The 22,332-nt window shown below is 61.5% G+C and carries 19 protein-coding genes; 12 read left to right on the top strand and 7 right to left on the bottom strand.

All coding sequences use genetic code 11. The annotated features are described in order from the left end of the window. Positions 1-187: 187 nt before the first annotated feature. From L0U81_RS26700 to L0U81_RS26670, 7 genes are all read right to left on the bottom strand, one after another. Positions 188-1,555: a lactonase family protein gene (locus tag L0U81_RS26700; RefSeq protein ID WP_233807661.1), complete on the bottom strand. Its 1,368-nt coding sequence runs from the start codon at positions 1,553-1,555 to the stop codon at positions 188-190. Between the two features lie 662 nt (positions 1,556-2,217). After that, entirely contained in the window at positions 2,218-4,932 is a 2,715-nt protein-coding gene (gene acnA / locus L0U81_RS26695; RefSeq protein ID WP_233807659.1) for an aconitate hydratase AcnA, read from the bottom strand. 42 nt (positions 4,933-4,974) lie between these two features. Beyond that, positions 4,975-6,426, bottom strand: coding sequence for a bifunctional 2-methylcitrate dehydratase/aconitate hydratase (locus tag L0U81_RS26690; protein ID WP_233807658.1), 1,452 nt, complete (start codon positions 6,424-6,426; stop codon positions 4,975-4,977). Between the two features lie 26 nt (positions 6,427-6,452). After that, entirely contained in the window at positions 6,453-6,956 is a 504-nt protein-coding gene (locus L0U81_RS26685) for a hypothetical protein (protein WP_233807657.1), read from the bottom strand. Between the two features lie 102 nt (positions 6,957-7,058). Then, positions 7,059-8,246 (bottom strand): bifunctional 2-methylcitrate synthase/citrate synthase, encoded by a 1,188-nt coding sequence (gene prpC, locus L0U81_RS26680; protein ID WP_233807656.1) that lies wholly within the window; start codon positions 8,244-8,246, stop codon positions 7,059-7,061. A gap of 52 nt (positions 8,247-8,298) precedes the next feature. After that, on the bottom strand, positions 8,299-9,315 hold the full coding sequence (locus L0U81_RS26675) for an HpcH/HpaI aldolase/citrate lyase family protein (protein ID WP_233807655.1): 1,017 nt from the start codon (positions 9,313-9,315) through the stop codon (positions 8,299-8,301). Between the two features lie 192 nt (positions 9,316-9,507). Next, entirely contained in the window at positions 9,508-10,491 is a 984-nt protein-coding gene (locus tag L0U81_RS26670) for a malate dehydrogenase (RefSeq protein ID WP_090808272.1), read from the bottom strand. Between the two features lie 540 nt (positions 10,492-11,031). On the opposite strand from L0U81_RS26670, the gene L0U81_RS26665 reads away from it, so the two are divergent. From L0U81_RS26665 to asd, 12 genes are all read left to right on the top strand, one after another. Next, entirely contained in the window at positions 11,032-11,832 is an 801-nt protein-coding gene (locus tag L0U81_RS26665) for a GntR family transcriptional regulator (RefSeq protein ID WP_233807654.1), read from the top strand. A 157-nt stretch (positions 11,833-11,989) separates the two neighbouring features. Beyond that, the gene (sdhC, locus tag L0U81_RS26660) at positions 11,990-12,406 is read left to right on the top strand and encodes a succinate dehydrogenase, cytochrome b556 subunit (protein ID WP_233807653.1); all 417 of its coding nucleotides are present in this window, start codon (positions 11,990-11,992) and stop codon (positions 12,404-12,406) included. Positions 12,407-12,409: 3 nt separating this feature from the next. After that, entirely contained in the window at positions 12,410-12,778 is a 369-nt protein-coding gene (sdhD, locus tag L0U81_RS26655) for a succinate dehydrogenase, hydrophobic membrane anchor protein (protein ID WP_233807652.1), read from the top strand. Positions 12,779-12,782: 4 nt separating this feature from the next. Then, positions 12,783-14,558: a succinate dehydrogenase flavoprotein subunit gene (gene sdhA, locus L0U81_RS26650; protein ID WP_233807651.1), complete on the top strand. Its 1,776-nt coding sequence runs from the start codon at positions 12,783-12,785 to the stop codon at positions 14,556-14,558. Between the two features lie 26 nt (positions 14,559-14,584). Continuing rightward, complete coding sequence (locus tag L0U81_RS26645; RefSeq protein WP_115104951.1) at positions 14,585-15,289, top strand: succinate dehydrogenase iron-sulfur subunit; 705 nt, start codon at positions 14,585-14,587, stop codon at positions 15,287-15,289. Positions 15,290-15,373: 84 nt separating this feature from the next. Beyond that, positions 15,374-15,646: an FAD assembly factor SdhE gene (locus L0U81_RS26640; protein ID WP_233807650.1), complete on the top strand. Its 273-nt coding sequence runs from the start codon at positions 15,374-15,376 to the stop codon at positions 15,644-15,646. 72 nt (positions 15,647-15,718) lie between these two features. Further along, the gene (gene gltA / locus L0U81_RS26635) at positions 15,719-17,020 is read left to right on the top strand and encodes a citrate synthase (RefSeq protein ID WP_233807649.1); all 1,302 of its coding nucleotides are present in this window, start codon (positions 15,719-15,721) and stop codon (positions 17,018-17,020) included. A gap of 318 nt (positions 17,021-17,338) precedes the next feature. Next, positions 17,339-18,748, top strand: coding sequence for a 3-isopropylmalate dehydratase large subunit (leuC, locus tag L0U81_RS26630; protein WP_233807648.1), 1,410 nt, complete (start codon positions 17,339-17,341; stop codon positions 18,746-18,748). A 5-nt stretch (positions 18,749-18,753) separates the two neighbouring features. Then, entirely contained in the window at positions 18,754-18,912 is a 159-nt protein-coding gene (locus L0U81_RS26625) for an entericidin A/B family lipoprotein (RefSeq protein WP_233807647.1), read from the top strand. 85 nt (positions 18,913-18,997) lie between these two features. Then, positions 18,998-19,651: a 3-isopropylmalate dehydratase small subunit gene (gene leuD / locus L0U81_RS26620; protein ID WP_233807646.1), complete on the top strand. Its 654-nt coding sequence runs from the start codon at positions 18,998-19,000 to the stop codon at positions 19,649-19,651. An 88-nt stretch (positions 19,652-19,739) separates the two neighbouring features. Next, a complete protein-coding gene (leuB, locus tag L0U81_RS26615; protein WP_233807644.1) occupies positions 19,740-20,807 on the top strand; it encodes a 3-isopropylmalate dehydrogenase in 1,068 nt (355 codons plus the stop codon). A 299-nt stretch (positions 20,808-21,106) separates the two neighbouring features. Further along, on the top strand, positions 21,107-22,228 hold the full coding sequence (asd, locus tag L0U81_RS26610; RefSeq protein ID WP_233807642.1) for an aspartate-semialdehyde dehydrogenase: 1,122 nt from the start codon (positions 21,107-21,109) through the stop codon (positions 22,226-22,228). Positions 22,229-22,332 lie beyond the last annotated feature (104 nt).

Here is a 22,332-nt window from a genome sequence, read left to right as displayed (position 1 = left end):
TTTGGCCGCACTGAGCCGACAATCTGACATCGTCTGTCCGGTCAAGTCTAACTTTCGACACATCAACCAATCGCTGCCGAAGCTGCTCACTGTACTTCGTCATAAAAAACACCCCAAAGGTTGGATCGGTGTCCAACGTTTGGGGTGCAGTTCAGGGATACCTGGCTATTTTCAATGCCGCATACATTCAATGCGTGGCGGCATAAGTTGTTGTCATTGACCAGGGCGCTGATTCCGCAGGGACGGTCGCCGCAGCCATCGGTGTCAGCGAGCCATCCACTCCGATCGTGTACTGCGAGACGTTGCTGCCGTTGCTGTTGGCCACATAGACGTACTTGCCGGTCGGATCGATCGACATCGAAATGGGCGAGGATCCCGAAGCGACGGTCGCCGTAGCCATTGCCGTGAGCGAACCGTCCGCTCCGATGGTGTACTGCGAAACGGTGCTGCTGCCGTTGTTCGCCACATAGGCATACTTGCCCGTCGGATCGATCGACACCGACTCTGGGTTAGCGCCCGTGATAACGGTCGCCGTAGCCATCGGTGTGAGCGAACCGTCCGCTCCGATCGTGTACTGCGAAACGGTGCTGCTGCCGTTGTTCGCCACATAGGCATACTTGCCGGTCGGATCGACCATCACCGACTCTGGGTTAGCGCCCGTGGTAACGGTCGGCGTAGCCATCGGTGTGAGCGAACCGTCCGCTCCGATCGTGTACTGCGAAACACTGCTGCCACCGTTGTTCGTCACGTAGGCATACTTGCCCGTCGGATCGATCGTCAGCGAGAAGGGAGAGGATCCCACACCGACAGTCGTCGTAGTCATCGGCGTGAGCGAGCCGTTTGCCCCGATTGTGTACTGCGAAACGTCATTGCCGCTGCTATTCACCACATAGACATACCGGCCGGTCGGATCCACCGCCCCCGCCGCAGGCCAAAATCCCGCAGCGACAGTCGGAGTAGCCATCGGCGTGAGCGAACCATCCGCTCCGATCGTGTACTGCGAAACGCTATCGCTCTCGCTGTTCGCCACATAGGCATACCGGCCTGTCGGATCAACCATGACCGCCTGCGACCCGAGGGATCCCGTACTGACGCTCGCGGTGGCCATCGGCGCGAGCGAGCCATTCGCTCCGATCGTGTACTGTGAAACGTCGTTGCTGTTTCGGTTCACCACATAGGCATAAGCGATGCGTGTGCACGCAACGCTGACTGTCGTAACATCGCCTGCCGACATCGTGCCGGCGCTATTGGTAATCGTGCAGTTCTGTCCCATCGGTTGTGCCCCGACAGTCACGCTGTAGGCGCTGCCAGACACGAGCTTCGCAGGAAATGCAAAACTGCCGTCGGCCGTGACGGTCAACGCGTTTCCGCCATTGTTCAACTGGAGTTGGGTGCCGCTGACCAGGCCGGAAACCGTACCGCCAACCTGATACGTGGTGGTGCCACTGGAAGAGACGCTTGAGCCGACACCACTACAGGCAGTGATGGCCACGGCGATGGAAACTGCCGCCATCATGTGCGATGCAACGCTGAACCGATTTTTACCGTCAATCATTCTCTTGTCCCGTTAAGTACGTTTTGTAAATTTTTTTGAATTTGGACCGCCGTGAAATTTTCATCACGACTGGGCAACCCCGCGCTCACGCCACCTCAAATTTTCAAATCAATTGTCGAAGTTAGTGGTATCCATCTTGGCCACTTCGGTCTTGACTGCAGGAGTGCCTGCGCAGGCTTGCAGCAAAACCGTCAAAACGCTGGACAATTCAATGAGGTACTTTTTTCGTTCTTAATCCGCGATTGAAAAGATGTGATTTCAGTGGGTTTCCTGTTAACGGCATGAAAATCGATTTTCTTGAACGGGTTGAAGCGGCCCGGAGGCCAGTCGCAGTTCAGCGCGGTGCCGTCAGCGTAAAAGGCTGATGACTGGCTCTGCGAATCACTTGCATCGCCCTAAAGAAAGCACCGGCAGGCAATCCCTTTAGGATGCTGCGATGCGAATAGCTGGTGTCGGAGCCGATGGCGCCGCTCGAGCGTTGTGTTACTTTGATTGGCGAACGTCGCCTCGTGGCCGACTGCAGCCTACCCGCAAGCAGTCTCCCCGGAAATCCGCAGAGAACCAAAAAAAAGCCCGACCAGAGGTCGGGCTTCAAAGTCGGCTGCGCCCTCCACAGGACGCAGCCCCTGCAAACAGCGAGGCCGTTTGCGTTGCCGCCAGGCTTAGGCAGCCAGCAGCGAGCGCAGCACGAACGGCAGAATCCCGCCGTGCTTGTAGTAGTCGACTTCAATCGGCGTGTCGATACGCAGCAGCACCGGAACGCGCTTGTCGCCGTCCTTGCCGTGGATCACGAGCGTGACTTCCTGTTGCGGCTTGAAGTCGTCGCCGAGGCCTTCGATGTCGTACGTTTCTTCGCCGGTGATGCCGAGCGACTGCACGCTATCCGAGCCCTTGAACTGCAGCGGCAGGACGCCCATGCCGACGAGGTTCGAACGGTGGATCCGCTCGAAGCTGCGTGCGACCACGGCCTTCACGCCCAGCAGTTGCGTACCCTTGGCCGCCCAGTCGCGCGACGAGCCCGTGCCGTACTCTTCACCCGCGAATACGACGGTCGGCGTATCGGCGTCGATGTACTTCATCGCCGCATCGTAGATCGACAGTTGTTCGCCGCTCGGCTGGTGAATCGTCAGACCGCCTTCGACGCGCGTGCCATCCGCCTTCGCCGGGATCATCAGGTTCTTGATACGGACGTTCGCGAATGTGCCGCGCATCATCACGTCGTGGTTGCCGCGGCGCGAGCCGTAGCTGTTGAAGTCGGCCTTCTGCACGCCGTTTTCCTTCAGCCAGCGGCCTGCCGGCGAGTCTTCCTTGATCGACCCTGCCGGGCTGATGTGGTCGGTCGTGACCGAGTCACCGAAGATGCCCAGTGCGCGCGCGCCCTTGACCGGCGCGATGCTGGAAGCCGGCGTCATCGAGAAGTCCTTGCCGAAGAACGGCGGCTCGGCGATGTAGGTCGACTTCGGCCAGTCGTAGACCTGACCTTCTTCGCCCTCGATCTTGCTCCACAGGTCGCCCTTCTTTGTGAGCTGCGAGTAGTTCTTGCGGAACGCGTCGGAATCGAGCGCGTACTTGAGCAGCGCGTTGACTTCTTCGCTGGTCGGCCAGATATCGCCGAGATAGATGTCCTTGCCGCCCTTGCCCTTGCCGACCGGCTCGGTCATCAGGTCGCGCGTGATGTTGCCGGCGATCGCGTACGCGACGACGAGCGGCGGCGACGCGAGGAAGTTCGCTCGGATGTTCGGGTGGATACGCGCTTCGAAGTTACGGTTGCCCGACAGCACGGCTGCTGCAACGATGTCGTTCTTCGTGATCGCTTCGTTCAGTTCCGGCGTCAGGTCGCCTGCGTTACCGATACAGGTCGTGCAGCCGTAAGCAGCGAGCGTGAAGCCGAGCTTGTCGAGGTACTTCAGCAGGTCGGTCTTCGTCAGGTACTCGGTGACGATACGCGATCCCGGTGCCAGCGACGTCTTGATGTGCGGAGCGACCGTCAGGCCAGCTTCGACAGCCTTCTTCGCGAGCAGACCGGCGGCCAGCAGCACGCTCGGGTTCGACGTATTCGTGCACGACGTGATCGCGGCGATCAGCACGTCGCCGTTCTTCACGTCGACGCCGTTGCTCGTCGTGTATTGCGCGTCAAGATCGGCGCCTTTCTTCGCGAAGCCGTTTTCAGCGACCGGCTTCGAGAACAGGTCGGTGAAGGTCGACTTCACGTGGCCGATTTCGATGCGGTCCTGCGGACGCTTCGGGCCTGCCAGCGACGGCGCGACCGTGCCGAGATCCAGCGTGACGACCTTCGTGAAGTCGATGTCGCCTTCGCTCGAAATGCCGAACAGATTCTGCGCCTTGAAGTAGTTTTCGAACGCGGAAATTTCTGCGTCCGTGCGGCCCGTGCCCTTGAAGTAGTCGATGGTCTTTTCGTCGACCGGGAAGAAGCCCATCGTCGCGCCGTATTCCGGCGCCATATTGCCGATCGTCGCGCGGTCCGGCAGCGACAGCGAGCGCGTGCCTTCGCCGAAGAACTCGACGAACTTGCCGACGACCTTCTCTTTACGCAGCAGTTCGGTGATCGTCAGCACGAGGTCGGTTGCGGTCACGCCTTCGCGCAGCTTGCCCTTCAGGTTCACGCCGACGACGTCCGGCGTCAGGAAGTACACCGGCTGGCCGAGCATGCCCGCTTCAGCTTCGATACCGCCCACGCCCCAGCCGACCACGCCGATGCCGTTGATCATCGTCGTGTGGCTGTCCGTGCCGACCAGCGAATCCGGGTAGTACACGGTGTCCGCGCCGTCGGCCTTCTTGTGCACGCCGCGTGCGAGGTACTCGAGGTTCACCTGGTGAACGATGCCGACGCCCGGCGGCACAACCTTGAACGTGTCGAACGCCTGCATGCCCCACTTCATGAACTGGTAGCGCTCGTTGTTGCGCTGGAATTCCAGCTTCATGTTCAGGTCGAGCGCGTTCTTCTCGCGGAAGTGGTCGATCTGCACCGAGTGGTCGACGACGAGATCGACCGGCACGAGCGGCTCGATCGACTTCGGGTTCTTGCCGACGGCCTTCGCGACGCCGCGCATTGCAGCGATGTCGGCGAGCAGCGGCACGCCGGTGAAGTCCTGCAGCACGACGCGCGACACGACGAACGGGATTTCGTCGACGCGCGCTGCGCTCGGCTTCCAGTTCGCGAGTTGCGTGATGTGTTCTTCGGCGATCTTCTTGCCGTCGTAGTTACGCAGCACCGATTCCAGCACGATACGGATCGAAACCGGCAGGCGGTCGATCTTGAGGTTCAGAGCCTTGCCGAGTTGCGGCAGGGAGTAGAACTTGCCTTTGCCGGAACCGCTGTCGAATTCCTTGAGCGTTTTGTGGAGGTTGTGGGCCATGGTGTTTTCCTTGGTTTGGATCGCGGAACTACAGTACTTAGCCTAGATGACGTACAGATCGACGTATTCATTGACCGGCGTCGCTTCGAGCTTGGCCTGATCGAGCGATACGCCGAGAATCGCCAGTTGCTGCTTGACCGGAAAGCGCCGCGCGAGGTTGGTCCTGAACTTCTCGACCAGCAACGGGATGCCGTCTTCGCGACGGCGCTTATGACCGATCGGGTATTCGACTACGACTTCATCAAACTTCGACCCGTCGATGAATTCGATCGTCAGTGCATTGGCGATCGAACGCTTCTCCGGGTCGTGATAATCCTTCGTGAACTGCGCGTCTTCGACGCATTCCATCTTCGCGCGCAACGCATCGATACGTGCATCCTGGGCCACGGAGTCTTCGTAATCCGCGGCCGTGAGACGACCGAAAATCAGCGGCACCGCGATCATGTACTGGATGCAATGATCGCGGTCGGCCGGATTGTTCAGGGGGCCTTTTTTATCGATGATGCGAATCGCCGCTTCGTGCGTGCGAATCGTGATGCGGCGAACGTCTTCGACGCGCCGGCCCTGCGCGGCAAGCTGCGCATGCAGCGCGAGGGCGGCTTCCACGGCGGTTTGCGCGTGGAACTCGGCCGGAAACGAAATCTTGAACAGCACGTTTTCCATCACGTACGAGCCGTACGGACGTTGGAACCGGAACGCGTTGCCGTTGAACAGCACGTCGTAGAAGCCCCACGTTTTCGCGCTGAGCACCGACGGATAGCCCATCTCGCCGGTCTTCGAGATCAGCGCGAGGCGCACCGCGCGCGAGGTCGCGTCGCCGGCGGCCCACGATTTGCGCGAACCCGTGTTCGGCGCATGGCGGTAGGTGCGCAGCGCCTGCCCATCGACGAGCGCCTGCGATACCGCGTTGATCAGCTCGTCGCGCGTGAGGCCAATAAGCTGGCCGACCACCGCGGTCGACGCGAGCTTGACCAGCAGCACATGATCGAGCCCAACCTTGTTGAACGAGTTTTCGAGCGCGATGCAGCCTTGAATTTCGTGCGCCTTGATCATGGCGATCAGGACGTCTTTCATCGTCAGCGGCGCTTTGCCCGCTGCGATCGCAGTGCGCGAGAGCCAGTCGGCCGTCGCGAGAATGCCGCCGAGGTTGTCCGACGGATGGCCCCATTCGGCGGCGAGCCAGGTGTCGTTGAAATCGAGCCAGCGGATCATCGCGCCGATATTGAAGGCGGCCTGAACCGGGTCCAGCTGGAACGACGTGCCCGGCACCTTCGCGCCGTTGGGGACGATCGTGCCCGGCACGATTGGTCCCATCAGCTTGGTGCAGGCCGGGTAGGTAAGTGCCTCGAGTCCGCAACCGAGCGTGTCGATCAGGCAATGACGCGCGGTTTCCAGCGCGAGCGCGCTGTCGATCTGGTAGTCCAGCACGTAGTCGACGATATCGACCAGGACAGCGTCCGGGTCGGGTCGTACGTTGGAGATCGGGGCGGACATCGGAAGGCCTTCCCTGGCGGCAAGAATCAGTTGCCGGTCTTGTTGATCGCGTTCGATTGCGTTGCAGCCGGCGCGCCCTGTTCCATCGCGACCGTCTTGCACTCGTCCGCGAGACGCGAGCTGTCCTTGTCCTGGAACAGCATGGCCTTCGTCGGGATCACGACCAGGTCCATACCGGATGCTGCGTCGTGGAAGCGGTCGGCGCCCGTCGTCGTCGCTTCGCGCGGCAGGTTGTAGTTCTTGTTCGCCCAGTGAACAACGACGATCTGGTCGCGCTTCATGTCGCCTTTCATTTCGAAAGTAAGGCCGTCCTTGCACGACCACTTTTCAGCGCCTTCCGGGATCGGATCGACCTTCGCTTCCTTCGCCGGATTTGCCTTGCGCTTGATCAGGCGCTTCGGCTCCGGGCGCTTTGCAACGGCCTTCTTCGTGGTGGTGGTGGCCGTGTCCGCAGCAGCGGCGTCAGTCGCGACGGTCAGCATCGTCGTGGACAGGGCGCCAATCATGGCGGCGATCATCAGCTTTTTCATGGAGAAAACCTTTCTATCTAAAATCAGTTAAACAGTGCGCGGACGACGGGTCCGGCGGCCGCGCGGGCTGAACTGCACGCGCTGTGGAGCGCACAGCGACCGCTATTTTCTCCTATTTAGCGGCACGTACTTTAAATTCTCGGGTCCGGTGTAGTTCGCGCTCGGCCGAATGATCTTGTTGTCGACGCGCTGCTCGATGATGTGCGCGCTCCAGCCGGCCGTACGCGAGATCACGAACAGCGGCGTGAACATGGCGGTCGGCACGCCCATCATGTGGTACGACACCGCGCTGAACCAGTCGAGGTTCGGGAACATCTTCTTGGCGTCCCACATCACCGATTCGAGCCGCTCGGCGATCGAGAACAGCTTCGTGTTGCCCGCTTCCTTCGACAGCTTCTTCGCGACTTCCTTGATCACCTTGTTGCGCGGGTCCGAGATCGTGTACACCGGATGACCGAAGCCGATCACGACTTCCTTGTTCTCGACGCGGCGGCGGATATCGGCTTCCGCTTCGTCGGGTGTCTGGTAGCGCGACTGGATTTCGAATGCGGCTTCATTGGCGCCACCGTGCTTCGGGCCGCGCAGCGCGCCGATCGCGCCGGTGATCGCCGAGTAGATGTCCGAGCCCGTGCCCGCGATCACGCGGCCGGTGAACGTCGAGGCGTTGAACTCGTGCTCCGCGTACAGGTTCAGCGACACGTGCATCGCGTCGACCCACGCCTTCGACGGCTCGACGCCGTGCAGCAGATGCAGGAAATGGCCGCCGATCGAATCGTCGTCGGTTTCGACCTCGATGCGCTTGCCGTTGTGCGAGTAGTGATACCAGTACAGCAGCATCGAGCCGAGCGAGGCCATCAGCTTGTCGGCAATGTCGCGCGCGCCGGGCAGGTTGTGGTCGTCCTTCTCGGGCAGCACCGTGCCGAGCACCGACACGCCGGTGCGCATCACGTCCATCGGATGCGCGGCGGCGGGAATCCATTCGAGCGCGGCCTTCACGTTCGCGGGCAGGCCGCGCATCGACTTCAGCTTCGTCTTGTACGCGGTGAGTTCGGCCTGGGTCGGCAGCTTGCCGTGGACCAGCAGATGCGCGATTTCCTCGAATTCACACGCGCCGGCGATGTCGAGAATGTCGTAGCCGCGATAGTGCAGATCGTTGCCGGTCTTGCCGACCGTGCACAGCGCGGTGTTGCCCGCGGTCACGCCGGACAGCGCGACGGATTTTTTCGGCTTGAAGCCGCTTTGCGTTTCGTTGCCGCCTGTTGCGCCAGCGGCTTGCGTTGTCTCGCTCATCTTCGGCCTTCTCCAGTGTGCCGGCAGATTGCTGCCGTTCAAGCCACGTCGCTCATGCCGCCGACTGTCCGTTAGCGTCCACTTTCGCAAAAAGCGGCGCCGCCTCTTGCGCAACAGCGCGGCCGGTGGTCTGCGCGCGGCGCAGCACCGACCAGTAATAGCGGTAGCTCGCACGGTCGTGCAGCGTATCGCCGTGACGCGTCGGGCCCCAATACGCGGACTGGGCGGCCAGCAGGATTTCGGTGGCTGTCGCGATTTCTTCGTCGCGCGGCGCGAACGCGGCGATGATCGCCTCGATCTGAGCCGGATGGATGCTCCACATGCGCGTGTAGCCGAACTCGTTGCGGGCGCGCTGCGCATCGTTCGCGACCACGCTCATGTCGCGTACTTCGGTGCTGACATTGTGCGATGGCACCTTGCCATACGCGTGGCAGGCCGCCGAAATTTCGAGCTTCGCGCGCCGCACGAGCGGATGATCGAACTGGCCCGGCGAGCGCATCGCGGTATCGGGGATCGCGCCGTCGTGCGCGGAGACGAAGTCCATCAGGCCGAAGCTCAGCGCCTCGACGCCCGGCAGCGCGGCCAACTCGAACACGCTGGTGAGCGCGCCGTGTGTTTCGACCAGCAGTTGCACCGGCACCGGTTGCGCAATATTGAGCTCGCGCCGCGTCGCCTCGATGAACGCGATCATCTCGGCGGCATCGTGGACGTTGCGGATTTTCGGCAGCGTGATGTAAGCAGGTACCCGCTTCGCGGCGCGCAGAATCAGGCGCACGTCGTCGCGCCAGTGCGCGTGTGCAAAGTCGTGGATGCGCACGCCGACGCGGCCGAAGCGGTCATGCTCGCTGCCCAGCAGCGATGCAACCAGCTCCGCGTGCTCGGCCTCGCGGCCGACCTGGGCGCCGTCTTCGCAATCGAGCGTGATATCGAACACCGGGCCGAGTCGCTGCTGCAACGCGAGCGATTTCAGCATCAGCTTTTCGCTGCCCGCGTAGTGATCGCAGGCAGGGAGCACAGCGGGCGGCGCTTCGCCCTCAAACAGCACTTCGGCGGGTGTGAGAACGCGCATCTTCGGCGTGTGAGGCGTGGTGAGAATTAGGGGGAATCGGATTCGGGCGTGCTCTGCGCGAGTGCCGCCGGGCAATGGCAAAGCACGTTCGAATCAGAGGCGAATGGCGATGATTGCATGGCCATTCGCACGAAAAAAACCGGAACCCGCTGCGCAAACGCTTCGGAGTTCCGGCTCATCCGCATCAGGTGCTTAGCCGAGCAGATGCTGAACGCCGTCGCGCTCTTCCAGCAGTTCCTGCAGCGTGCCGTCCATCTTTTCGCGCGAGAACGCGTCGATTGCAAGACCTTCGACGCGCTTGTATTCGCCGTTTTCGCAGGTCACCGGCACGCCGTAGATGATGTCTTCAGGGATGCCGTACGAGCCGTCCGACGGAATGCCCATGGTGACCCACTTGCCGTTCGTGCCGAGCACCCAGTCGCGCACGTGGTCGATCGCAGCGTTAGCTGCCGATGCCGCCGACGACAGGCCGCGCGCTTCGATGATCGCCGCGCCGCGCTTACCGACCGTCGGGATGAAGGTGTTGCGGTTCCACTCTTCGTCGTTGATCAGCTTGGTCAGGTCCTGACCTTCTGCCGTCGCGACGCGGAAGTCCGGGTACATGGTCGGCGAGTGGTTGCCCCACACGGCGAGCTTTTCGATCGACGCGACCGGCTTGCCCGACTTGGCAGCCAGTTGCGACAGCGCGCGGTTGTGGTCCAGACGCAGCATCGCGGTGAAGTTCTTCTTCGGCAGATCCGGTGCCGACTTCATGGCGATGTACGCGTTCGTGTTGGCCGGGTTGCCGACCACCAGCACCTTCACGTCGCGGCTGGCGACGTCGTTCAGCGCCTTGCCTTGAACCGTGAAGATCTCGGCGTTGGCCGACAGCAGATCCTTGCGCTCCATGCCCTTCGAACGCGGACGCGCGCCGACGAGCAGGGCAATGTCGGCATCCTTGAATGCGACCTTCGGGTCGTCCGTGATCACGACGCCCGACAGCAGCGGGAATGCGCAATCATCCAGTTCCATCACGACGCCTTTGACGGCGGCTTGCGCTTGCGGCAGATCGAGCAGCTGCAGGATCACCGGCTGGTCCTTGCCGAGCAGGTCGCCATTGGCGATGCGGAACAGCAGGGAGTAAGCGATTTGACCTGCGGCGCCGGTGACGGCAACGCGCTTTGCGGGCTTAGCCATTGAGAAATCTCCAGGACGATGCGTTAGACGCTAGGGAAAACGCCATTCTATATGCGCGTTCAGCGAAGCGTTATGAAACACGGCGGAAATCACTGTTCGCGTGCGGGCTCGGAATGTGCCGAGACCGGGCGGCGCGCTGCGGCAAGACCGCCGTGCCGGAAACCTGTACTGCCGAGCGGGATCGGATGGCCCTGGGCTCACGCCGGGCCGGGGCCGCAACTGCACGCTGCGGGCTCCTGCGAACAGCGCGGTTCGGCAAGCGTCTGGCCAGCGAGTGCAACACGGATACAACGCGCGAATGCAATGGATGGCGGCGAATCGAAACCTGAACTGCGTAGAGGACGGCATGGCGCAGAGTGGCGGCCGGAGCGTCGCGGCGCAGCATCAAACAGCCGCCGCAAAACCCCGCAAACCCTTGCTCGACAAGGAGTGTAGGAGTCGAAACCGACAAAGTCAACAGTATCTTATGTCTTATATAAGACATATCTATCGCGGGAAAAAGCCTAGACGTGCCCCAGCCCTTTATGATGAAATGCGCGCATGAATTCGAACCCGGCGAATCCTGTGAACCCGAATGGCCAGGGGGCCGCGGGCGAAGGTGTATCCGCTGTCGGTGCTGCTGCGTCACCTACTTTCAGCCCTTTGTATCAGCAGATCAAGGGCTTGATTACGCAGAGCCTTGAAAGCGGCGAATGGAAGCCGGGCGAGATCATTCCTAGTGAAGTCGAACTGGCCGCGCGTTTCAAGGTGAGCCAGGGCACCGTGCGCAAGGCGATCGACGAATTGGCCGCCGACAACCTGCTGGTGCGACGCCAGGGCAAGGGCACCTTCGTTGCAACGCACAACGAAGAGCGCGCGCAGTTCCGCTTCCTGAGACTGCTGGCCGACGACGGCGCCGAGCATCCGCACGTGAGCCGCCTGCTCGAATGCCGGCGGCTGCGCGCGTCGGCGGAAATCGCCCGGCAGCTCGATCTGAAGCCCGCCGATCCGGTCGTGCTGATCAAGCGTTTGCTGCAGTTCGACGGCGAAGTCACGGTGCTCGACGAGATCTGGCTGCCCGGCGCCGTGTTCCGCGGGCTCACGCTCGAGCGGCTGTCGGAGTACAAGGGTCCTCTCTACGCGATGTTCGAGACGGAATTCGGCACCCGCATGATTCGCGCGACGGAGAAGATCCGCGCGGTCGCGGCGGACCCTGCCGTGGCGGACCTGCTGCATGTGCCGGCAGGTTTTCCGTTGCTCTCGGTCGAGCGCGTGTCCTATACCTATGGGGACCGGCCGGTCGAAGTCCGGCGAGGTTGGTATGTCACAACCGGGTATTACTATCAGAACGATCTGAGCTAACTCAGGTTGGAACGAGGCGCGGCGTCCCGCACGCGTGCCGATCGGAGGGCGCTTTCACTGCGCGCACGGCAAAGGAACCATGGTGGTTTTCGCTGCAGCGCGATATAAAAAGGCGCTAAAATTGCGGATTAGTGTGACTACATAGTAGGGGTCTAGCATGGCAGAAGCCGTAAAAAAACCGAGGCCGGAATTCCGGAACATCGGTATTGGGCAAATATTGACGGCATACCGTCTCCCGCTGGCGGGACGCGTGTCGATTCTGCACCGCGTGAGCGGTGCCTTGTTGTTTCTATTTCTTCCGTTCCTGCTGTTCCTCTTCGATCAGAGCCTGACTTCCGAACTGAGCTTCGAAGTCTTCAAGGCCTTCCTCTCCAACATCATTGTCAAGCTGATCACGCTCGTTCTCGCGTGGGCTTTCCTGTTCCACTTCTGCGCCGGCGTCCGTCACCTCGTGATGGATACGAATCACGATGCCGTGTCGAAGGAGAAGGGCAAGTCGACCTCCGTCGTGGTGATCGTCGTGTCGTCGCTGCTTACCATTGCATTCGCGGCAAAACTGTTCGGAGCATTCTAAAAAATGTCAGCCAATAACCGAATCGGTTCGAAGCGTCTCGTCGTCGGCGCGCATTACGGTCTGCGCGACTGGCTCGCGCAACGCGTCACCGCCTGCGTGATGGCGGTCTACACGGTGATTCTGCTCGCGTGGTTCTTCGGCGCGCGCGACTTCTCGTACGACGGCTGGGCGTCGATCTTCGCGACGCAGTGGATGAAACTCGCCACGTTCGTCACGCTTCTCTCGCTGTTCTACCACGCGTGGGTGGGTGTGCGCGACATCTGGATGGATTACGTGAAGCCCGTTGGCACGCGTCTCGTCCTGCAGGCGTTGACGATCCTCTGGCTGCTCGCAAGTGCGGGCTACGCTGCGCAGATTCTCTGGAGAGTGTAAAAGAATGGCTGCAATCAAGAATTCTCTGCCGCGTCGCAAGTTTGACGTGGTTATCGTCGGCGCAGGTGGCTCGGGGATGCGCGCTTCGCTGCAACTCGCGCGCGCCGGTCTGTCGGTCTGCGTGCTGTCCAAGGTGTTCCCGACGCGTTCGCACACGGTCGCGGCGCAAGGCGGCATCGGCGCTTCGCTCGGCAACATGAGCGAAGACAACTGGCATTACCACTTCTACGACACGATCAAGGGCTCCGACTGGCTCGGCGACCAGGACGCGATCGAGTTCATGTGCCGTGAAGCACCGAACGCCGTCTACGAACTCGAACACATGGGCATGCCGTTCGACCGTAACGCGGACGGCACGATCTATCAGCGCCCGTTCGGCGGCCACACCGCGAACTATGGCGAAAAGCCGGTGCAACGCGCCTGCGCGGCGGCTGACCGTACCGGTCACGCGCTGCTGCACACGCTGTACCAGCAGAACGTTGCTGCCAAGACGCAATTCTTCGTCGAATGGATGGCGCTGGACCTGATCCGCGACGCCGACGGCGACGTACTCGGCGTGACCGCGCTGGAAATGGAAACGGGCGACGTCTACATCCTCGAAGGCAAGACCACGCTGTTTGCCACGGGCGGCGCGGGCCGGATCTTCGCAGCATCGACCAACGCGTTCATCAACACCGGCGACGGCCTCGGCATGGCGGCCCGTTCGGGCATCGCGTTGCAGGACATGGAGTTCTGGCAATTCCACCCGACCGGCGTGGCCGGCGCGGGCGTGCTGATCACCGAAGGCGTGCGCGGCGAGGGCGGTATTCTGCGCAACTCGAACGGCGAGCGTTTCATGGAACGCTACGCGCCGACGCTGAAGGATCTGGCGCCGCGTGACTTCGTTTCGCGTTCGATGGACCAGGAAATCAAGGAAGGCCGCGGTGTGGGTCCGAACAAGGACCACGTGCTGCTCGACCTGTCGCACATCGGCGCCGAGACGATCATGAAGCGTCTGCCGTCGATCCGCGAAATCGCGCTGAAGTTCGCGAACGTCGACTGCATCAAGGAGCCGATCCCGGTCGTGCCGACCATCCACTACCAGATGGGCGGTATTCCGACGAACATCAACGGCCAGGTCGTCGGTACGCCGCGCGGCCACGAAGAAGTCGTCAATGGTTTCTACGCAGTGGGCGAATGCTCGTGCGTGTCGGTGCACGGTGCGAACCGTCTCGGCACGAACTCGCTGCTCGACCTCGTGGTGTTCGGCCGCGCTGCCGGCAACCACATCGTCAAGCACGTGAAGGAACTGAAGGAACACAAGCCGCTGCCGGCAGATGCAGCCGACTTTGCGCTGTCGCGTCTGGCGAAGCTCGATAGCTCGTCGTCGGGCGAGTACGCCCAGTCGGTCGCGAACGACATCCGCGGCACGATGCAGAAGCACGCTGGCGTGTTCCGTACCTCGGCTCTGCTGGCCGAAGGCGTCGAAGCTATCCGCGAAGTGGCGGCACGCGTCGACAACATCCATCTGAAGGACAAGTCGAAGGTCTTCAACACGGCCCGTGTCGAAGCGCTGGAAGTGGCGAACCTGATCGAAGTGGCACGCGCCACCATGGTCTCCGCCGAAGCGCGCAAGGAAAGCCGTGGCGCGCACGCGCAAAACGACTTCGAACATCGCGACGACGAAAACTGGCTGCGCCATACGTTGTGGTTCAGCGAAGGCGATCGCCTCGACTACAAGCCGGTTCACATGAAGCCGCTGACCGTCGAATCGGTTCCGCCGAAAGCGCGTACCTTCTAAGGCACAAGTCAAAGGAATTCAGAGAAATGGCCAAGCGTACATTTGAAATTTACCGCTACGATCCGGACAAGGACGCCGCACCACGCATGCAAACGTACGAGATCGAAATCGACTCGCACGAACGCATGCTGCTCGACGCGCTCGTCAAGCTGAAGGCGCTCGACGAAACGCTGTCGTTCCGTCGCTCGTGCCGCGAAGGTGTGTGCGGTTCGGACGCAATGAACATCAACGGCAAGAACGGCCTCGCGTGCCTGACGAACCTGAACGACCTGCCGCAGAAGATCGTGCTGCGTCCGCTGCCGGGCCTGCCCGTCGTGCGTGACCTGATCTGCGACTTCACGCAGTTCTTCAACCAGTATCACTCGATCAAGCCGTACCTGATCAACGATACGCCGCCGCCGGAAAAGGAACGTCTGCAGTCGCCGGAAGAACGCGACGAACTCGACGGCCTGTACGAATGTATTCTGTGCGCGAGCTGCTCGACGTCGTGCCCGAGCTTCTGGTGGAACCCGGACAAGTTCGTCGGCCCGGCTGGTCTGCTGCAAGCCTACCGCTTCATCGCGGATAGCCGCGACGAGGCAACTGGCGAGCGCCTCGACAACCTGGAAGATCCGTATCGTCTGTTCCGTTGCCACACCATCATGAATTGCGTCGACGTTTGCCCGAAGGGCCTGAACCCGACCAAGGCAATTGGCAAGATCAAGGAATTGATGGTTCGCCGCGCTGTCTAGTATGAATGAGCCCCGCGCGCCCTTGCGTGCGCTGCCCCGAAGGGGGCGGTCAGTACGCCTCAGGGCGGCCCGGGGCGTACCGACATGACCGATACATCGCATCAGTCCGACCCTCTCCGCCGTGCGCGCCTACGCTGGCGCGCACGGCGGGGCCTGCTGGAAAACGATCTGATTTTCGAGCGTTTTTTCAGCCGATATGAGCATGACCTCAGCGATGCCGACGTGGGCGCACTTACGCGCCTGCTCGAGCTGAGCGATAACGACCTGATGGACTTGCTCCTCGCGCGCAAGGAACCAGAAGGCGATCTGGCCGACCCGGACGTGGTCCGGGTGCTGGCGCTGCTGCGCAACGCTTGAGCGCCGCCAGTCCGTTGTTCCAGGCGTGCAATTATCGAAACCCTGTTTCCATACTTCGATTGAGGATGTGCTATGACCCCGTCAGATGTTAAAGCCACGCTATCGTTCAGCGACAATTCGCCGAGCGTCGAAATGCCGATTTACAAGGGCACGATTGGCCCGGACGTCATCGACATTCGTAAACTGTACGGCCAGACCGGCAAATTCACGTACGATCCGGGCTTCATGTCGACGGCGTCGTGCAATTCGGCGATCACCTACATCGACGGCGACAAGGGCGAACTGCTCTACCGCGGCTACCCGATCGACAACCTCGCGCAGAACGCCGACTTCCTCGAAACCTGCTATCTGCTGCTGAACGGCGAGCTGCCGAACGAGAAGCAAAAGGCCGAGTTCGTCGGTACCGTCACGAAGCACACGATGGTGCACGAGCAGATGCAGTTCTTCTTCCGCGGCTTCCGTCGCGATGCGCACCCGATGGCGATTCTGGTCGCCGCGGTCGGCGCGCTGTCCGCGTTCTATCACGACTCGCTCGACATCAATAACCCGCGTCACCGCGAAGTGTCGGCGATCCGCATGATCGCGAAGCTGCCCACGCTGGTCGCAATGGCGTACAAGTACAGCATCGGCCAGCCGTTCGTGTATCCGAAGAACGACCTGTCGTACAGCGCGAACTTCATGCGCATGATGTTCTCGAACCCGTGCGAAGAGTACAAGGTCAACGACGTGCTGGTGCGCGCGCTCGACCGTATCCTGATTCTGCACGCGGACCACGAGCAGAACGCGTCGACGTCGACCGTGCGTCTCGCCGGTTCGTCGGGTGCGAATCCGTTCGCCTGTATCGCAGCGGGTATCGCGTGTCTGTGGGGCCCGGCGCACGGCGGTGCAAACGAAGCCGCACTGAACATGCTGGAAGAAATCGGCTCGGTCGACAACATTCCTGAGTTCATCAAGCAGGTGAAGGACAAGAACTCGGGCGTGAAGCTGATGGGCTTCGGTCACCGCGTGTACAAGAACTACGACCCGCGCGCGAAGCTGATGCGCGAAACCTGCCACGAAGTGCTCGAAGAGCTGGGCCTGCACGACGACCCGCTGTTCAAGCTCGCGATGGCACTGGAAAAGATCGCGCTCGAAGACGAATACTTCGTGTCGCGCAAGCTGTACCCGAACGTCGATTTCTACTCGGGTATCGTGCAGCGCGCGCTGGGCATTCCGACCTCGATGTTCACGTGTATCTTCGCGATGGCACGTACGGTCGGCTGGATTGCACAGTGGAACGAAATGATCGCCGATCCCGAGCAGAAGATTGGCCGTCCGCGTCAATTGTTCATCGGCGAGACGCTGCGTGAAGCGAAGCCGATCGCACAGCGCTAATCGCTGATCGACCTCGATACGCGCGCTTCGTCGCGGAATTCGTGCCGCGCGCCGGCGCGAAATCGGAGTGAATACAACGCCTCAACGGGTCTACCGTTGGGGCGTTTCTGTTTGTGCGTCCGCCGCGGGTCGCGCATGCGGCGCATTGGCGTCGCAGGGGCCAACACTTGCCGGGTAACGTCGATACAGGTATTGCCACTACCAGCCAACTCCATGTTTTTTATCGGTTTTTTCGTCGGCTGAGCAGCCCATCGCGATGCGCAGCGTGGCATAATCAATCGACACAGTCAGCCCGCAGTCATTACTACCCCGCATACCATGGCACAGACTCTCTACGACAAATTGTGGAACACGCACGTGGTCCACACGGAAGACGACGGCACCACGATTCTCTACATCGACCGTCATCTGCTGCATGAAGTGACCAGCCCGCAGGCGTTCGAAGGCCTGAAGATGGCCGAGCGCCCGGTGTGGCGCATCAGCGCGAACCTGGCCGTGTCCGACCACAACGTGCCGACCACGGACCGCAGCCACGGCATCGCCGATCCGGTCTCGAAGCTGCAGGTCGACACGCTCGACTCGAACTGCGACGCCTACGGCATCACGCAGTTCAAGATGAACGACGTGCGTCAGGGCATCGTCCACATCATCGGGCCGGAACAGGGCGCCACGCTGCCGGGTATGACGATCGTCTGCGGTGACTCGCACACGTCCACACACGGCGCGTTCGGTGCGCTCGCGCACGGCATCGGCACGTCGGAAGTCGAGCACGTGCTGGCCACGCAAACGCTCCTGCAGAAGAAGAGCAAGAACATGCTCGTGAAGGTCGAGGGCCAACTGCCGCGCGGCTGCACCGCGAAGGACATCGTGCTCGCGATCATCGGCAAGATCGGCACCGCGGGCGGCACCGGCTACGCAATCGAATTCGGCGGCTCGACGATCCGCGCGCTGTCGATGGAAGGCCGCATGACCGTCTGCAACATGGCGATCGAAGCGGGCGCGCGCGCCGGCATGGTCGCGGTCGACGAGACCACGGTCGAATACCTGAAGGGCCGTCCGTTCTCGCCGCAGGGCGTCGAGTGGGATCACGCGGTCGAGTACTGGAAGCAGTTCAAGACGGACGACGGCGCGCATTTCGATCGCGTGGTCGAGTTGAACGCCGCCGAAATCGTGCCGCAGGTCACGTGGGGCACGTCGCCGGAAATGGTCACGCCCGTCGACGGCCGCGTGCCGGATCCGGAGCGCGAGAAGGACCCGGTCAAGCGCGACGCGATGGAGCGCGCGCTCAAGTACATGGCGCTCGAGCCGAACGCACCGATCGAGTCGATCAAGCCGGATAAAATCTTCATCGGGTCGTGCACCAATGCGCGCATCGAAGACATTCGCGCTGCGGCTTACGTCGTGAAGAAGCTCGGCCGCCGCGTTGCGCCTAACATCCGTCTGGCGATGGTCGTGCCGGGTTCGGGTCTGGTGAAGGCGCAGGCGGAGCGTGAAGGCCTCGACAAGGTCTTCACGGACGCCGGTTTCGAATGGCGCGAGCCGGGCTGCTCGATGTGTCTCGCAATGAACGCCGACCGGCTCGAGCCGGGCGAGCGTTGCGCATCCACGTCGAACCGGAACTTCGAAGGTCGTCAGGGTGCCGGTGGTCGCACGCACCTGGTGAGTCCCGCAATGGCCGCGGCTGCGGCCATCGAAGGGCATTTCGTCGATATTCGCAAGCTTGGATAAATCGCATGATGAAGAACTTGAATCGCATCACTCTACTGCGCCGCTTCGCACTCGGTGCGCTCGCCGGGCTCCTGCTCGGTCTCGCCGGCTGCAACACGGTGCACGGATTCGGCGAGGACATGTCGCACCTTGGCAATTCGATCAGCAATCACGCTGAGAAATAAGCGGGTTTTGATTTTTGCCGGCGATGCGGTGCGGCGCTTTCCGGCCGCCACCCGCATCACCCGGTCCTGAACAGGCGCTAGCGTCATGGATAAATTCATCGTACACACCGGCGTTGTGGCGCCGCTCGATCGCGAGAACGTCGACACGGACGCGATCATCCCGAAGCAGTTCCTGAAGTCGATCAAGCGCACGGGCTTTGGTCCGAACGCGTTCGACGAATGGCGCTACCTCGACCACGGCGAACCGGGGCAGGACAACTCGAGGCGTCCGCTGAATCCGGACTTCGTGCTGAATCAGCCGCGCTACGCGGGCGCTTCGGTGCTGCTCGCGCGCAAGAATTTCGGCTGCGGCAGCTCGCGTGAACACGCGCCTTGGGCGTTGCAGCAGTATGGCTTCCGCGCGCTGATCGCGCCGAGTTTTGCGGACATCTTCTACAACAACTGCTTCAAGAATGGCTTGCTGCCGATCGTACTGAGCGAACAACAGGTCGATCATCTGTTCAACGAAACCTATGCGTTCAACGGCTTCAAGCTGACGGTCGACCTCGAAGCGCAGGTCGTGCGCACGGCCGACGGCGGCACCGAATATCCGTTCGAAGTCGCGGGGTTCCGCAAGTACTGCCTGCTGAACGGTTTCGACGACATCGGTCTCACGCTGCGTCACGCGGACAAGATTCGCCAGTTCGAAGCGGAGCGTCTCGCAAAGCAACCGTGGCTGAACAATCGCCTCGTCGGTTAAACGAACGCGCGAGGGCATGAGGGCCCGAGGTCCATGCACCCGCGTCAGTTCGCGCCAGAAAGTCTCGAAAAATCATCAAGGAATTCGCATGAAGATCGCAGTGTTGCCGGGCGACGGCATCGGTCCCGAAATCGTCAAGGAGGCCGTCAAGGTCCTGAACGTGCTCGGCGAGAAGTTCGAACTCGAAGAAGCGCCGGTCGGCGGCGCGGGCTTTGAAGCGAAGGGCCATCCGCTGCCCGACTCGACGCTCGCGCTCGCGAAAGAAGCCGACGCGATTCTGTTCGGCGCGGTCGGCGACTGGAAATACGACAAGCTCGAACGCGCTCTGCGCCCGGAGCAGGCGATTCTCGGTCTGCGCAAGCACCTGGAACTCTTTGCGAACTTCCGCCCGGCGATCTGCTACCCGCAACTCACGGGTGCGTCGTCGCTGAAGGAAGAGATCGTTTCGGGTCTCGACATCCTGATCGTGCGCGAACTGAACGGCGACATCTACTTCGGCGCGCCGCGCGGCGTGCGTACGTCACCGGACGGCCTGTTCGCCGGCGCGAAGGAGGGCTTCGACACGATGCGCTATTCGGAGCCCGAAGTGCGCCGCATCGCGCATGTCGCGTTTCAGGCAGCGCAAAAGCGTGGCAAGAAGCTGACCTCGGTCGATAAAGCCAACGTGCTCGAAACGTCGCAGTTCTGGAAGGACGTGATGATCGAGGTGTCGAAGGAATACGCGGACGTCGAGCTGTCGCACATGTACGTCGACAACGCCGCGATGCAACTCGTGAAGGCGCCGAAGTCGTTCGACGTGATCGTGACCGGCAACATGTTCGGCGACATCCTGTCCGATGAGGCGGCCATGCTGACCGGCTCGATCGGCATGCTGCCTTCGGCGTCGCTCGACAAGAACAACAAGGGCTTGTACGAGCCCTCGCACGGTTCCGCGCCGGATATCGCCGGCAAGGGTGTTGCGAATCCGCTCGCGACGATCCTGTCCGCCGCGATGATGCTGCGCTATTCGCTGAACAAGGCGGAGCAGGCTGATCGCATCGAAAACGCTGTGAAGAAGGTGCTCGAACAGGGCTACCGCACCGGCGACATTTTCACGCCGGGTTGCAAGCAGGTCGGCACCGCCGCGATGGGCGATGCCGTGGTGGCCGCGCTGTAAAACGCGTTGAAAACGCGAATCGGCCCTGAAACAGGCCGTTTCGCGCTCAATACGGCGAAGAGCGCCGCCGGTTTTCCGTTTTCGTGTATATTGTTTCGATGGCTGAGATCTCCCGAATCTCCTCGATTTCCAAATTGCACGGCACAACAGCCCGTGCAATCGAGTTCGCCATTACCATCAAAACCATTACCCCGAAAACGATCACGAAGCGCTGATCGTCCGTTGTGCCCGCCCATCTTCCCCGCGCGGTCACTGCGGGCAAAGATGCGGGGAAGTTTCCATTCGAAGGGTATGAAGTCATGAACGTAGGTCTCGTAGGTTGGCGCGGCATGGTCGGCAGCGTCCTGATGCAACGTATGCAGCAGGAAGGCGATTTCGACTTGATCGAACCGGTGTTTTTCAGCACCAGCAACGCGGGCGGCAACGCGCCGTCGTTCGCCAAAAACGAGACCAAGCTCAAAGATGCGACAAGCATCGAAGACCTGAAGAAGTGCGACGCGATCATCTCCTGCCAGGGCGGTGACTACACGAACGAAGTGTTCCCGAAGTTGCGCGCGGCGGGCTGGAACGGCTACTGGATCGACGCGGCTTCGTCGCTGCGCATGAAGGACGACGCGGTCATCATTCTCGATCCGGTCAACCTCGACGTGATCAAGAACGCGCTCGTCAAAGGCCAGAAGAATTTCATCGGCGGTAACTGCACGGTCAGCCTGATGCTGATGGCGCTGGGCGGCCTGTTCCGCGAAAACCTCGTCGACTGGATGACGGCCATGACGTATCAGGCCGCGTCGGGCGCGGGCGCGCAGAACATGCGCGAACTGCTGTCGCAGATGGGCACGCTGCACGGTGCGGTGAAGGACGAACTCGCGAATCCGTCTTCGGCGATTCTCGACATCGACCGTCGCGTGCTGAACGCGATGAACAGCGACAGCATGCCGACCGACCACTTCGGCGTGCCGCTCGCAGGCTCGCTGATTCCGTGGATCGATAAGGATCTCGGCAACGGCATGTCGAAGGAAGAGTGGAAGGGCGGCGCGGAAACCAACAAGATTCTCGGCAAGCCGGCCATGGGCACGCCGGGTTCGATTCCGGTCGACGGTCTGTGCGTGCGGATCGGCGCGATGCGCTGCCACTCCCAGGCTCTCACGATCAAGCTGAACAAGGATGTGCCGCTCGACGAAGTGAATAGCATCCTCGCGTCGGGCAACGACTGGGTCAAGGTCGTGCCGAACGAGCGTGAAGCGTCCATGCGCGATCTGTCCCCGGCGGTCGTCACGGGTACGCTGACGGTGCCGGTCGGCCGCGTGCGCAAGCTCGCGATGGGCGGCGAATATCTGTCGGCCTTCACGGTCGGCGATCAGCTGCTGTGGGGCGCGGCTGAACCTCTGCGTCGCATGCTTCGCATTGTGCTCGACAAGTAAAGTAAACTACGCGCTCACGACGCGTAGACAACTCAAGAAGCGTCGCGCTTGCGCGGCGCTTTTTTCATTGTGTGCTCCGATCATCTTGTCTCTTTCCATTCGCA

The organism is Paraburkholderia sp. HP33-1 (assembly GCF_021390595.1).
Taxonomy (GTDB): Bacteria; Pseudomonadota; Gammaproteobacteria; order Burkholderiales; family Burkholderiaceae; genus Paraburkholderia.
This window is presented reverse-complemented; position numbering and strand designations above follow the sequence as displayed.